The 13658-nt window shown below is 56.6% G+C and carries 12 protein-coding genes; 1 reads left to right on the top strand and 11 read right to left on the bottom strand.

What is annotated here, in order from left to right; genetic code table 11:
* Positions 1-33: 33 nt before the first annotated feature.
* The 11 genes from era to radC all read right to left on the bottom strand — a co-directional run bounded on the left by era (position 34) and on the right by radC (position 13050).
* Complete coding sequence (gene era / locus BMZ81_RS04540) at positions 34-933, bottom strand: GTPase Era (RefSeq protein WP_091129164.1); 900 nt, start codon at positions 931-933, stop codon at positions 34-36.
* A 140-nt stretch (positions 934-1073) separates the two neighbouring features.
* On the bottom strand, positions 1074-1712 hold the full coding sequence (locus BMZ81_RS04535) for a hypothetical protein (RefSeq protein WP_091129161.1): 639 nt from the start codon (positions 1710-1712) through the stop codon (positions 1074-1076).
* 100 nt (positions 1713-1812) lie between these two features.
* Positions 1813-4641, bottom strand: coding sequence for an excinuclease ABC subunit UvrA (gene uvrA / locus BMZ81_RS04530; protein ID WP_091129159.1), 2829 nt, complete (start codon positions 4639-4641; stop codon positions 1813-1815).
* 341 nt (positions 4642-4982) lie between these two features.
* Positions 4983-5486 (bottom strand): Cys-tRNA(Pro) deacylase, encoded by a 504-nt coding sequence (gene ybaK / locus BMZ81_RS04525; RefSeq protein ID WP_242942565.1) that lies wholly within the window; start codon positions 5484-5486, stop codon positions 4983-4985.
* A gap of 5 nt (positions 5487-5491) precedes the next feature.
* Positions 5492-6403 carry a DMT family transporter gene (locus tag BMZ81_RS04520; RefSeq protein WP_091129156.1) on the bottom strand — a complete coding sequence of 304 codons (912 nt, stop codon included), beginning with the start codon at positions 6401-6403 and terminating at the stop codon, positions 5492-5494.
* Positions 6404-6423: 20 nt separating this feature from the next.
* Positions 6424-7620: an alginate O-acetyltransferase AlgX-related protein gene (locus tag BMZ81_RS04515; protein ID WP_091129154.1), complete on the bottom strand. Its 1197-nt coding sequence runs from the start codon at positions 7618-7620 to the stop codon at positions 6424-6426.
* Between the two features lie 15 nt (positions 7621-7635).
* Positions 7636-9060 (bottom strand): MBOAT family O-acyltransferase, encoded by a 1425-nt coding sequence (locus BMZ81_RS04510; RefSeq protein WP_091129152.1) that lies wholly within the window; start codon positions 9058-9060, stop codon positions 7636-7638.
* 43 nt (positions 9061-9103) lie between these two features.
* Positions 9104-9853 (bottom strand): DUF6199 family natural product biosynthesis protein, encoded by a 750-nt coding sequence (locus tag BMZ81_RS04505; RefSeq protein WP_091129149.1) that lies wholly within the window; start codon positions 9851-9853, stop codon positions 9104-9106.
* Positions 9854-9865: 12 nt separating this feature from the next.
* Positions 9866-10243, bottom strand: a complete 378-nt coding sequence (locus tag BMZ81_RS04500; protein WP_091129147.1) for an MmcQ/YjbR family DNA-binding protein — start codon at positions 10241-10243, stop codon at positions 9866-9868.
* A 55-nt stretch (positions 10244-10298) separates the two neighbouring features.
* On the bottom strand, positions 10299-12269 hold the full coding sequence (uvrB, locus tag BMZ81_RS04495; RefSeq protein WP_091129146.1) for an excinuclease ABC subunit UvrB: 1971 nt from the start codon (positions 12267-12269) through the stop codon (positions 10299-10301).
* A gap of 103 nt (positions 12270-12372) precedes the next feature.
* A complete protein-coding gene (gene radC / locus BMZ81_RS04490; protein WP_091129144.1) occupies positions 12373-13050 on the bottom strand; it encodes a JAB domain-containing protein in 678 nt (225 codons plus the stop codon).
* A gap of 411 nt (positions 13051-13461) precedes the next feature.
* On the opposite strand from radC, the gene BMZ81_RS14165 reads away from it, so the two are divergent.
* The coding region (locus tag BMZ81_RS14165) for a hypothetical protein (protein ID WP_207645608.1) at positions 13462-13658 on the top strand (197 nt) is incomplete at its 3' end.

Here is a 13658-nt window from a genome sequence, read left to right as displayed (position 1 = left end):
CAGAAAACTGGCCGCGGACGTCTTCCAGCTTCCTTACTCGTCCTGATAGCCGAAGCTCCGCACATAATTCACGTTGTCCCGCCAGTTTTCTTTGACCTTGACCCAGGTCTCCAGATACACCTTCGTGCCCATAAACTTCTCCATATCGTGGCGGGCCAGCGAACTGATTTTTTTCAGCATAGCTCCCTGCTTACCGATGATAATTCCTTTGTGGCTGGCCTTTTCACAGTAGATGGTCGCATTCACGTCGATGACGCCGGAATCTCGCTCAGAAAATTTCGTAAGCTCCACAGCAGTGCCGTGGGGAATCTCCTTATCCAGGCACAGCAGCAGCTTTTCCCGCAGAATCTCCCCCATCACCTGCCGCTCTGGCTGGTCGCTGTTCACACCGTCCGGGAAGAGCTGGGGGCCCTCTTGGACATATGTTCGAAGCTCCTTCATCAGCTCATCCAAGCCGCTGCCCGTGTGGGCGGAGATGGGAATAATGGCGTCAAACCCATCCCAAACCTCGTGATACGCGGCAATCACCGGAAGCAATGCGCCGGGCTCCACGGTATCAATCTTATTGATACAGAGGATGCAGGGAATCTTCTCCTCCCGGATACGGGCGATGAGCGCCCGCTCCGGCGTCCCCACATGGGCGATGGGCTCCACCAGAAGCAGGGCACAGTCCACATCGGAAAGACTGGCTGTGACGACCTTCACCATGTAGTCTCCCAACGCAGACTTCGGCTTGTGGAGACCCGGCGTATCCAGGAAGATATACTGGGTATCCTCCCGGTTCAATACGCCATAGATGCGGTTGCGGGTAGTCTGAGCCTTGTTGGAAACAATGGCCACCTTTTCGCCCACCAGCGCGTTGGTAAGGCTGGATTTTCCCACATTAGGCCGGCCGCAGATGGTAATCATAGCGACATTTTGAATGTTTGACATAGGTGATCCTCAACTTTCTTTTGAGCAATTTTTAATAAACGTGTGGTATCTATTTGAATTTTACCGCATTCGCGGCGGGAAATACAGGAAATCCTGAAATCTTTTATGCTTCCAGTCACAGCCAAGCGCCCAAGGGAATGCTACCACTCCCACCAGTTCCCCCAGTAATCCGACATTCTCTCCTCCCGACTGGCAAGAGCCCGACGGTCTTCCTCCGCCAGAACAACAAAAACGGTGCTCTGCCCGGCAGAGCGCTGAAACAGTGTATTCTGTCCGGTAAGGCGCTCCGGCTCCAGCGTGGCGCCCAGCAGCAAATACTCGATATCCGACACGCCGTTTTCCATCCGGTGCAGCCAATATGTGATATAGTAGATTTTCTCTGCCGCGGCTTCACCGTAATGCCCCTGATAACACCGCAGCGGCCTGAGATCCTCCGTCTGAATGACCGCACCGTACAGCACTTCCCGGAACACCGGCGTCCAGCGGTTCCACCAGGCAGCGGTATCCATTGGATACTGCCGCCCCATCGTCCGGCTGTTGCCCACCAGCGCAAAGGAGGCCGTCCCCGCCGTCTCGTCCAGCAGGACGTACGCAGCGGTTCCTGTTGACGGAGCATATTGATACGCCGTCTCCCCGGTAAAGCCTGCCTGACGCAGCAACGTCTTGTCCGGGATCCGGCGGCTGATAAAAGCAGATAGATTGGCCGCCAGAAGAAATATCAGCAGCATGGTGAAAAGCCGCCTGACGAGATCGTTCAAAAAGGTATGAATTCTCTCCATGTGTGGTTCTCTCTTTCTCTCACTGTGCACACGGCAGTCCAGTTTCAACAAAAATGTCTGGATGTGCATGGGGCTCCCCACAGAAATTGTCTGATCCAGCCTATCTCTCCAGGACCTTTTTCAGATACTGGCCTGTGAAGCTCTCCTTGCATGCAGCTACGTCTTCCGGTGTGCCGGTACAGACGATTTGCCCACCGCCGTCACCTCCCTCGGGGCCCAAGTCGATGAGATGGTCGGCGCATTTGATGACATCCAGGTTATGCTCGATGACCACCACCGTGTTCCCATTATCCACCAACCGCTGCAGCACCTCTAAAAGTTTGCGTACATCGTCGGTGTGGAGGCCTGTGGTGGGCTCATCCAGAATATAGATGGTCTTGCCGGTGGCCTGCTTGGAGAGCTCCGTAGCCAGCTTCACCCGCTGGGCCTCGCCGCCGGAGAGTTCCGTGGAGGGCTGGCCCAATTTCACGTAACCAAGGCCCACATCGCAAAGCGTCTGCAACTTCTTGCGAATTTTCGGCAGAGGCGCGAAGAACTCCACCGCCTCGTCTGCGGTCATATCCAGCACCTCTGCAATGTTCTTGCCCTTGTAGCGCACCTCCAGGGTCTCCCGGTTATACCGCCTGCCCTTGCAGACCTCACAGGGAACGAAAATATCCGGCAGGAAGTGCATCTCAATTTTCAGCATGCCGTCGCCGGAGCATGCCTCGCACCGGCCGCCCCGAACATTGAAGGAAAACCGCCCCGGACCGTAGCCCCGGCTCTTGGCCTCCTGTGTGGCGGCAAACAGGTCCCGAATGTCGTTAAAAAGCCCCGTGTAAGTGGCAGGATTGGAGCGGGGTGTACGGCCAATGGGACTTTGATCGATGTCTACCACCTTGTCCAGCTGCGAAATTCCCTCAATCCGGTCGCATTTGCCGGGGTGGACCTTCATGCGCATCAGTTCCGCCCCCAGGCGCTTGAACAGCACCTCGTTGACGAGAGAGGATTTGCCGCTGCCGGAAACGCCGGTCACCACCGTGAAGGTGCCCAGCGGAAATTCCACATCGATATGCTGGAGGTTATTCTCCGCCGCGCCGACGACCTTCAGCGTTTTCCCACTGCCCCTCCGGCGCTCCGCCGGAACAGGAATCCTCTTCTTGCCGGAGAGATACTGGCCCGTCAGGCTGTTGGGATTTGCCATGACCTCCTCCGGGGTGCCGGCGGCCACCACCTCGCCGCCATGGACACCCGCGCCGGGGCCGATGTCGATGAGGTAATCCGCCGCCCGCATGGTATCCTCGTCATGTTCCACCACCAAAAGGGTGTTCCCCAAATCCCGCAGGTGCTGAAGTGTAGCCAGCAACTTGTCATTGTCCCGCTGGTGGAGACCGATGGAGGGCTCGTCCAGAATATAGAGCACGCCCATCAGGCTGGAACCAATCTGTGTGGCCAGCCGGATACGCTGGCTCTCTCCGCCGGAGAGGGTTCCTGCACTGCGGGAGAGGGTCAGGTACCCCAGTCCCACAGACTGAAGAAAGCCCAGCCGGGACTTGATCTCCTTCAAAATCCGGGCGGCAATCAGCATCTGCTGCTCCGTCAGCTGGAGCTGTTCCACCCAAGCCAGCTCATCCAGCACAGAGAGCTGGGTAAAATCGTGGATATTCGTGTTTCCCACGGTTACTGCCAAAGACTCCTTTTTCAATCGCTTGCCCTGGCAGGCCGGACAGGGACATTCCGCCATCAGCTCCTCCAGCTCCCGTTTGCTGGCATCGCTCTGGGTCTCCTGATAACGGCGCTCGATGTTGTTGCAGATGCCTTCAAAGGGCTGATACAGCACGCCCTTTCCCCTGGGCTGGTCATAGTGCAGCTCCAGCTTCTCTCCTCCGGTTCCGTAGAGAACGATGTCCTTCACCTCACTGGGCAGGGTTTCCCATGGCTCCGTGAGGGAGAAGTGATATTTCTTCGACAGTGCGTCAAAATACATCCGGGAAATACCATCGCCCCGGATATTATTCCAGCCGCTGGCCTGAATCGCCCCCTCTAAAATGGAGAGCTTAGGTTCCGGAACAATCAGGCTGGCATCCACCTTCAGCTGGCTGCCAAGGCCCGTGCAGGTGGGACAGGCGCCATAGGGGTTGTTGAAAGAAAACATGCGGGGTGCCAGCTCCTCAATGGAGATTCCGCAGTCTTCGCAGGCATAGTTCTGGGAGAAGGTCAAATCCCGCTCCTCCCGGAGCAAATTGACAACCACCAGTCCTCCGGAAAGGGACGTGGCGGTTTCCACGGAGTCCGTCAGCCGCTGCTGAATGTCCGGTCGAATGATCAGCCGGTCAATGATGACCTCAATGGAGTGCTTCTTATTCTTTTCCAGCTTGATTTCCTCATCCAGTTCATAGAGATTTCCATCTACCCGGACACGGACATAGCCGGAGCGCTTGGCATCCTCAAAGATCTTCGTGTGCTCGCCCTTCTTCCCCCGGACAACAGGAGCCATCACCTGAATGCGGGTTCCCTCCGGAAGAGCCAGGACCTGGTCGATGATCTGATCCACAGTCTGCTGCTTAATCTCCCTGCCGCATTTGGGGCAGTGGGGCGTACCCACCCGGGCCCACAGCAGACGGAGGTAGTCATAGATCTCCGTCACCGTGCCCACGGTGGAGCGGGGGTTTTTGGAAGTAGTCTTCTGGTCAATGGAGATGGCGGGGCTGAGGCCGTCGATATAGTCCACATCCGGCTTGTCCATTTGACCCAAAAACATCCGGGCATAGGAGGAGAGACTCTCCACATACCTCCGCTGTCCCTCGGCATAAATGGTGTCGAAGGCCAGGGAGGACTTTCCAGAACCGGAGAGTCCTGTCATCACCACCAGCTTGTCCCGCGGGATGGTGACGTCAATATTTTTCAGATTGTTGGCGCGGGCGCCTTTGACAACGATTTTGTCTTGCATGTGTTCTCCTTATACAGACATTAAAACTTCAAACCACGCCTGCAGGAACAGGCCGAACAGCGCATGACCTGCCCCGCAGGCAATATATCGGATCCATTTTCGGCCAGACCATTTTTCCGCTGCGGCCGCCAACGCCGACACTGCCGCCGCAATGTCAAACCAGATTGGCCGCGTATTGACTGAAACAGCAGTAGTACCAACTCAGCGCCTCCACCACCGGCCAAAATGCTTCGCTATACAGAATCAGGCCAAAATAAACGCGCAAACCGCGGCGACGGGCGGAAGCCTCAACCATACGGACAGGCGTGCCCAAGCGGAGGATGCCTTCTTCATTCTCTCGTTCAGTCCTTCACGATAATATCCGCCGTCTGTGCCCGCAGCAGATCCAGCAGCGCCTGAGGCGCCAGTTCCACTTGGGCGCCGATTTTGCCGGCGGAGATATAAACGCTGTCATAGTTCAACACCGTCTCATGAAAAACAGTGGGATACTGCTTCTTCATTCCAACCGGGCTGCAGCCGCCCCGGATATAACCGGTCACGGCGTGAATCTCTGCCACGCGGAGCAGTTCAATGGACTTCTCCCCCACCGCTCTCGCCGCCTTTTTCAAATCCAGATTTTCAGCCACCGGCAGTTCAAAGACATAGACACCCTTGGACGCACCTCGGGCTACCAATGTCTTGAAGCCCCGGGCAGGATCCTGTCCCAGCGCCCGTGCCACATGGACACCGTATTCCCGGGTGCCCTCCGGCCCATCGCCTTCCTCATAAAAGCGGGCCGTATACGGGATCTTTTTTTGTTCCAGAATCCGCATCACATTGGTCTTTTCTTCTTTATGCTTTGCCACAACGCTCACCTCAAAATATAAACACCGGCCAGGACACAGAAAATTCCAGCCAGTGTCATGGCGCTCATCGGCTCCCCAAAAATGAGTACGCCGGCAAGTGACGCCACCACAGGCTCCAGGCTTGCCATGATGGATGCCTTTCCGGACTCCACCTGAGAGAGTCCCGCTGTGTACAGCAGGTAGGGCAGCACCGTGGAAAACACCACCAGGCCCAGCGCCAGCAGGCACATCTTCGGCGTCACAAAGGCTGCTGCCATCTCTGCCGGGCGCAGGAACACCAGCGACATGGGGCCGGCAAACAAAAATGTCCACACCGTGACAGCCATGGAACTGTACCCTGCCTGGAGTGCATACCGGCCAAAGATGCTGTACAGCGCATAGAAAAATCCTGCACCCAGGCCCAGCAAAATGCCGGAGGCGGTAACGGTGAGTCCGCCGGCAAACACACCGCATACAAAGGCGCATCCTATCAGCGTCAGCCCCAGGGCGGCAAGTTTCTTTTTGGTGATGGGCTCCTTCCACAAAATTGCCGACAGCAGTACCACAAAGGACGGTGCTGTATACAGCAATACCGAGGCCACTGCCAGCGAGCAGATTTTCTGGCAGGAGAAGTAGCATACTGTGAACAGCATAACACTAACCACGCCTGTCCCAAAAAAGTATTTCAGATGGCCCTTTTTCACCCGGAACACACTGCGATCCTTCAGGCAGAAAATCAGCAGCAACAGCAGCATGCCCCCAAAGTTCCGCACTACCACAATGTCAGTGGGTGAAAAGCCCCCGGCCATTAAATTTCGATTCCAAAGCCCGATGATTCCCCACAGCGCGGCGCCTGCCAGAATACTGGCATAGGCCGCCGCGTTGGGTGCTTTTTGATCTTCCGCCGTCTGTGCAGCGGGCTGGTGTTCTTCTTCCATCGTTTCCTCCCGGGTTCTTTTTATCCCTCCGGCCACACATTGCCGTTTCCGCTGGTTGTGTAATAGAAAGTGTCATTTTGGATACACAGGACAACGTCCGGCTGATGCGCCGTGATATATGCCTTCAGACTCATCTCATCATAGTGCCGCAGATCCAGGATGCGGGTTTCGTCAAAGGAGGTGTACAGCAGCGTCTCCAATGCATTGGTGAAGGAATCACCAAAAATTAACACATCCGGCAGCTCTGGCCGGTTTGTCTCCAGCACCGTCTCCCCGAAGTCGCCGCCCATATACAGATTATAGGTGGTAGGCATGGCCGGGTCCTCCTGGATGATGAACAGCGGCTTGTCGCTTGGCTGGCCATTGTCCGTCCGGGTATAGGGTACGGGGTTCTTCTGCACGCCGATTACCGCCCTGTCGCTGTTGGGCCAGAGATTATACAGCTTCCGGTTGCGGGAGCCGATATAGGGATTGGGCAGTTCCTGAAAATCGATGTCCGTCTCCGTCAGCACCGGAAGATCAAATCCATCCGCCCGCAGCGTATCCAGGATAGAGCGATAAGCGGCGTAAGCGCCGTAGTAATTGTAGTGGTGGTCCACCGTGGAGTAATACTCCGCCGGATGACCCAGTTCGTCGTATACCCGCTCCATATTCAAAAAGCGGATTCCACGGCCGGTCAGTGCGTCCTCAAAAATGGTGTCTGCCGCATTCGCCTCATTTTCGTGGTTGTTGAGACAGGCAGGAAAGTGATCCTCAAAATAAATCCGCTGCTCTGGAAATCCAATGAAATAAAATACGCCGCCATTGGCCGTGATGTGGTCATTCAGTTTTTCATACCTGTCCGCAATGGGCGGCACCGAAGAAGCATAGGCCTCCTCGGACCACTCATGAAAATCCAGAAAGGGGACCAGCACCCCGTCGGCGTCCAGAACAATGTCATTCACCACCATGCGCCGGAGTCCCTTCATCTGCACCGCCGTGTCCAGCTTTAACAACGTGGTGCGGCCGGGGGCGTGATCGGCGTACCAGCGCTCAAACGCCGCGCCGAAGCTGCCGTCCCACAGACTCTCTCCCGTGAGGGCCGGCCGCTCCGCCAGGGCGCGGTTTTCGTAATAGGCAGCCGTCTCCCGGTGGGACCAGAGGGCGACTCCCGCCGGGACAGCAAGCAGCACCGCCAGCAGCAGGGCCAGGAAGGCCCGGTTTGCGTGTTTTTCCATGTTGGGGGCCTCCTCTCAAAACTGAAAATACAGGAAGGACTGTACGCCGGCGCCCAAAATCCGCACCACAGAGCATCCCAGCAGGGCAAAAGCCAGCACCTTCGGTCCCCAGACCAACAGCACTGCTGCACCGCGGCTTCCCGCCGCCCGTCTGGTTTCCAGCCTCGCCTGGATCCAGGCCTTCAGCGGCAGGGCCGTGGGAATGGCCAGTGCCCACTCCCAAGCAAACTGGCGAAGACAGTAAGCCGCCTCGCCGCTCCACAGTCCGCCGGGGGCAAAGCCCAGCATGGCGGAAACCATCTCTCCCACCTGACTCAGGCTGGCAGAGCGGAACAGCACCCAGCCGATGGTAATCAGCACCAGTGCGTAAAGATGGCGGAAGGCGGAAGGCAGCCGCTCCAGCACACCGCCCCAGAGGAATTTCTCTCCCATCAGCAGCGCCGCGTAATACAGGCCCCAGAGAACGAAATTCCAGGCAGAGCCATGCCACAGCCCCGTCAGCATCCACACCACCAGCAGGTTTGCAATCTGGCGTCCCCGGGAGCAGCGGTTGCCGCCCAGGGGGATGTATACATAGTCCCGGAACCAGAAGGACAGCGTCATATGCCACCGCCGCCAGAACTCTGAGGCGGATTTTGCAATGTACGGATAGTTGAAATTCTCCGGCAGGCGGAAGCCGAATACCCGCCCCAGGCCGATGGCCATATCCGTGTAGCCGGAAAAGTCAAAGTACAGCTGCAGGGTATAGGCAATGCCCCCCAGCCAGGCCAGCGCCACGGTCAGATGGCCGCCGGCTGCAAAGGCCACATCCGCCGCTTGACCAAGAGCATCCGCCAGCAACACCTTTTTTGCAAGGCCAAAGCAAAAACGCACGGCCCCTTCCGCCGCGTCAGCCGCCGTCTCCCTTCGGTTTGTGAGAGAGGGACCGAGGTCTCCATACCGCAGGATGGGTCCTTGCAGCAGTTGGGGAAAAAACGCCATAAACAGCATAACCTTCCCCAAATTCCGCTCAGCCGGAATCGTTCCCCGGTAGACATCCACCACATAGGCGATGGCCTGAAACGTAAAAAAGGAGATTCCCGCAGGCAGCGCAATCGCCGGCACGGTGATCTGCAGCTCCAAGGCGTTCAGATTATCCAGCAAAAAGCCGGTATATTTAAAATATCCAAGCATCCCCAGGTTTCCCACCAGCGCCGCGGCCAAGGCCGCCCGCCGAAAGAAGGGCTTCCCCGGGGCAGCCAGCAGTGCCAGCGCCCAGTTGCACACGCAGGAAGCCAGCAGCACCGGCAGCAGCCGCACGCCGCCCCAGGCATAAAACACCAGGCTGCCTGTCAGCAGCGCAGCATTCCGTCCGCCCCTCCACCGGGCAGGCAGCAAAAAATAGCAGAGCAGAATGAGCGGCAGAAAGCCGAACAGAAGCACCATACTGCCAAAAGCCATGAAATCCGTTCTCCTTTGTCATTGAGGTGACTGAGCCCGCCTGCTACGGCAGGAACCGCAGCGCCCATATGTAGCCAATTAAAAGCAGCACCGAGTAGACAACCCAGGCCACCCGCTGCATGGAAAGATAAAAATCCGACGGCTCCGGGTCCCGGACGTCGCACATGTGCTGCAACCGGAACATGGTCAGGGGGAATGTGGCATCCAGCGCCAGCAAACCCGTGAAGAACACCATCAGGAAGTACAGTGCCCAGCTGCCCCGGGCGGTCAGCTCCGGCCCCTGCGCAAACAAAAAAACCGTGTTCTTTGAAAGCTCCGCCGGAGCAGCCGCACCCACACTCTCCCCACCGGTGACCACTGTCACGTATACGCCGGTGTCCCACCGGCCGGCCGCACCGTACCAGCCGCTGAAGGCGCGGTCCGGGTCATAGCCGCCCTCGTACAGCACATCGCCGTTCCTGGTGATGCGGATACCGTCCACCGGGCCGTCCTCCGTCTGCACAGGGGCCAGGGGATACTCCATCCGGTACACATCGTGAATTCGCTCATCCACCGTATAGGTCACGGTGCAGGCAGTTCCACTCTCCCGTTTAACGGAGACGGAGACCTTATCGCCGTATACTTTGCCGGAGTAAACCGTCCCGCCGGAAGTTTCCTCCACCTTCAAAATCGTGTCTGCGAACAAAACGCCCTTGTGGAGTTTTGAGACAAGCGTCAGGTTTCCAAACACCACCACCATGACGGCCAGGGCAATCAGGACGGCTTTCTGCAATCGGGTACGCGTATCTTCCATGTTGTCCTCCCGTCAGTTGTCCAGAATGTCCCGCTGGACGTATTTGGGCAGCTTCCCCAGCACCAGACGGTGAGAGGCCGCACAAAGCTGCCGCAGCACCTCGTCCGGCAATTCCCCGTCCAGCAAACAGGCAATCCAGGTGCGCTTGTCCGTGTAAAACCCCGGCAGCACCTCCGGATATTCGGCCCGCAGCACCTCTGCCTCCGCGGGGTCGCATTTCAGATTTACCAGATCGTGGCCGCCATAGGTCCGGTACCTGGGTTCCGGTGAGCAGACGGCGGCGAACAGGTGTCCCCGGATCATATACCGGAACCACTGCCACTCCGGCTTATAATCTTTCTCCACCCCCGGCAGGGACAGGAGATATGTGTCCAGCCAGTCGTAGTTCATCGTGGTGACTCCTCCCCTCAAGGCTCCTTCTGCCGCCCCGCCGTGCGGGGCACCGCTATTTCTCGCCCCTCAATTCAATGATACGGTCACGCAGCACCGCCGCGTACTCGAATTCCAGCATCTTGCTGGCTTCCTTCATTTCCTTCTCCAGCTTGGCAATCTCGGCGGCGCGCTCCTGTTCGGAGAGTTTCCGCTTCTTGCGGCCCCGGATGGTATCTTCTTCCGCGGTTTTGGAGATCTCCAGCACTTCCCGAACACCCTTGATGATGGTTTTCGGGACAATGCCGTGCTCTTTGTTGTAAGCGTCCTGAATCAGGCGGCGGCGCTCTGTCTCATCGATGGCCGCTCGCATGGACGGCGTGATCTCGTCGGCATACATAATCACCAAGCCGTCGGCGTTCCGCGCCGCACGACCGATGGTCTGAATGAGAGAGGTCTCAGAACGGAGAAACCCCTCCTTATCCGCGTCCAGAATGGCCACCAGGGAAACCTCCGGCAAATCCAAACCCTCCCGCAGCAGGTTGATGCCAACCAGTACATCAAACTCCCCCAGGCGCAAATCCCGGATAATTTCCATTCGCTCGATGGTCTGAACATCGGAGTGCATGTACCGCACCCGAGTCCCGGCGTTTTTCAAAAACTCCGTCAGATCCTCCGCCATCTTTTTGGTGAGCGTTGTCACCAGAACCCGCTCACTTCTGGCAGAACGGGCGTGAATTTCATCGATCAAGTCGTCAATCTGCCCCGTGACGGGCCGGACCTCTATCTTGGGATCCAGCAGTCCCGTGGGGCGGATGACCTGCTCTACCACCTGATCCGCCCGCTCCCGTTCGTAGGGGCCGGGCGTGGCCGAGACGAATACCGCCTGGCCGATCCGCTCTTCAAACTCCTCAAACTTCAGGGGACGGTTGTCATAGGCGCAAGGCAGCCGGAAGCCGTACTTCACCAAAGAGTCCTTTCGGGCGTGGTCGCCGTTGTACATTGCCCGCACCTGGGGCAGCGTCACGTGGCTCTCATCCACAAACAGCAAAAAGTCATCCGGGAAAAAGTCCAGCAGCGTCATAGGCGCGGACCCGGCCGGGCGGTCAGAGATGATGCGGGAGTAGTTCTCAATACCAGAACAGTAGCCAAGTTCCGTCATCATTTCCATATCGTATTCCGTTCGCTGGCGGATGCGCTGGGCCTCCACCAGCTGGTCATTGTCCGTGAAGTATTGAACCTGCTCCTCCATTTCCCGCCGGATTTCCCCGATGGCCTTGTCCATCTTATCCTTGGTCGTCACGTAATGACTGGCAGGGTAGATGGCAATATGGTTCAGCACCCGGTTCACCGTGCCGGTGAGTGGGTGAAATTCGCTGATGCGGTCAATCTCATCCCCAAAAAACTCTACCCGGATGGCTTTGTCCCTGTAATAAGCCGGATAAATCTCCACCGTGTCGCCCCGGACCCGGAACATATTCCGCTCAAAGGCAATATCATTCCGCTCATACCGGATCTCCACCAGACGCCGCAACAGCTCGTCCCGGTTCCACTCCGCGCCTGTGCGCAGGGACACCACCAGGTTTGCAAAATCGTCCGGCTCACCCAAACCATAGATACAAGAGACTGAGGATACCACAATCACATCCCGCCGCTCCAGCAGCGCGCAGGTCGCTGATAGGCGCAGCCGGTCAATCTCGTCGTTGGTGGAGGCGTCCTTTGCGATATAGGTATCCGTGTGGGGGATATAGGCCTCCGGCTGATAGTAGTCGTAGTAGGAAACAAAGTACTCCACCGCATTGTTGGGGAAAAACTCCTTAAACTCCGCGCACAGCTGTGCGGCCAGCGTCTTGTTGTGTGCCAGCACCAGCGTGGGTCTCTGGACCTGCTCAATGACCTTGGCCATGGTGAAGGTTTTACCGGAACCGGTAACGCCCAGCAGAACCTGCTCCTTCAGTCCGTTTTCAATACCTCCTGCCAGGGAGGCAATCGCCTGCGGCTGGTCTCCGGAAGGCTGATAGTCTGATACAACTTCAAATTTCGGCATCGTTTGTTCTCCAAAATCTCCATATATGGTGGAAGGAACCAAGCAGTTTCATTTTACCACCTTTCAGAACGTCATGCAACATTTGTTCGATTTTTGGTCAGATTTATCTGGAAAAATAACCAGAGTCGGACAGGGAGACAAAATCCCCATCCGCTACGATGATATGATCTGCCAGCTCCACTCCAATCGTGGCCAGCGCCTGTCTGGCCCGTTCCGTGGTCACATAGTCATCTGAGGATGGCAGCGCAATGCCGCTTGGATGGTTGTGTGAGAGAATTACGGCACTGGCACCAATCAAAAGTGCGTTGGAAACCAACTGGCGGATATTAAGGTCTGCCGAGGAAACTCCGCCTTCTGTCAGCCGTTTGCAAGCCAGCAGTTTTCCCTTACGGTCCAGGCAGAGCTGATAAATGACCTCGTTCTGCTCACCTGCAAAACACTCCAGCAAATAGTTCCCAGCCTTTTCTGAGGAATTGAGCACCACATCCTGTCCTGCATCCGCCAAGCGGGCTTTTCGGCACAGCTGAGGCACCAATTTCAGCAATACGGCGGCATGCTCTCCCACTCCCGGCACATTTTGCAGATCCTCCACCGGGGCAGACAGTACCGCAGACAAAGAACCGTACCGCTCCATCAAAAGATGGGCCGTCTCATTGGTGTTTCGGCGAGGAATGGCATAAAACAGCAAAAGTTCCAACGCCTCATGATCGGCAAAGCTCTCCAGCCCGCCGTTCAAAAAACGTTGGCGTACCTTTTCCCGGTGTCCGTCGTGGATGCCCATGAAGCGGTCTCCTTTTTCATGTGTTTATATGGTGTACACAAATTCCATCGGAATGTTATATTATATCACGAAATAGTTTCTCTCACAAGAGGAAGGCCTTTTCCGACTATTAGAAACCTGATGTATGGAAAATGAAAAAGCGGGTTATTGGGGGAGAGCGATCGCTTCCAACTTTTTTGCGGAGTGCTTCGAAATGTTCATAGGATTACTGCCTTGTATCGGAAAAGCGCCTATAAGAGAACCTCCCTTCGTCGAAATAACGGTGGGAGGTTCCTGTTAAATCCGGGCCAATCCGCTAAACCGGAATTCATAATGTACGAGTAAGGTCTATCCGGCCTTACTCGTTTCCTTTAAGATGGAGGCATCGGTCTGACGAAATCTGGAATTGGGACACCACGCCCGGAGTAAAATGTGTCAGCCAGCCTCCATCGTTTAGTGCTCGATTCAGCAAGTTGGGACGTAGCTCCCGTTTCACGATTGAATATGTGCGTACTTTGGAAAGAGCTGGATAACCGCATACCAAAAACGAAAGAAGGAATGCCAATGCTTGCTGTCGGTATCGATGTATCAAAGTCAAAAAGCGCTGCAGCAATTCTGAATCAGGATGG

Origin of the sequence: Oscillibacter sp. PC13, assembly GCF_900115635.1 — a bacterium.
Lineage (GTDB): Bacteria > Bacillota > Clostridia > Oscillospirales > Oscillospiraceae > Oscillibacter.
This window is presented reverse-complemented; position numbering and strand designations above follow the sequence as displayed.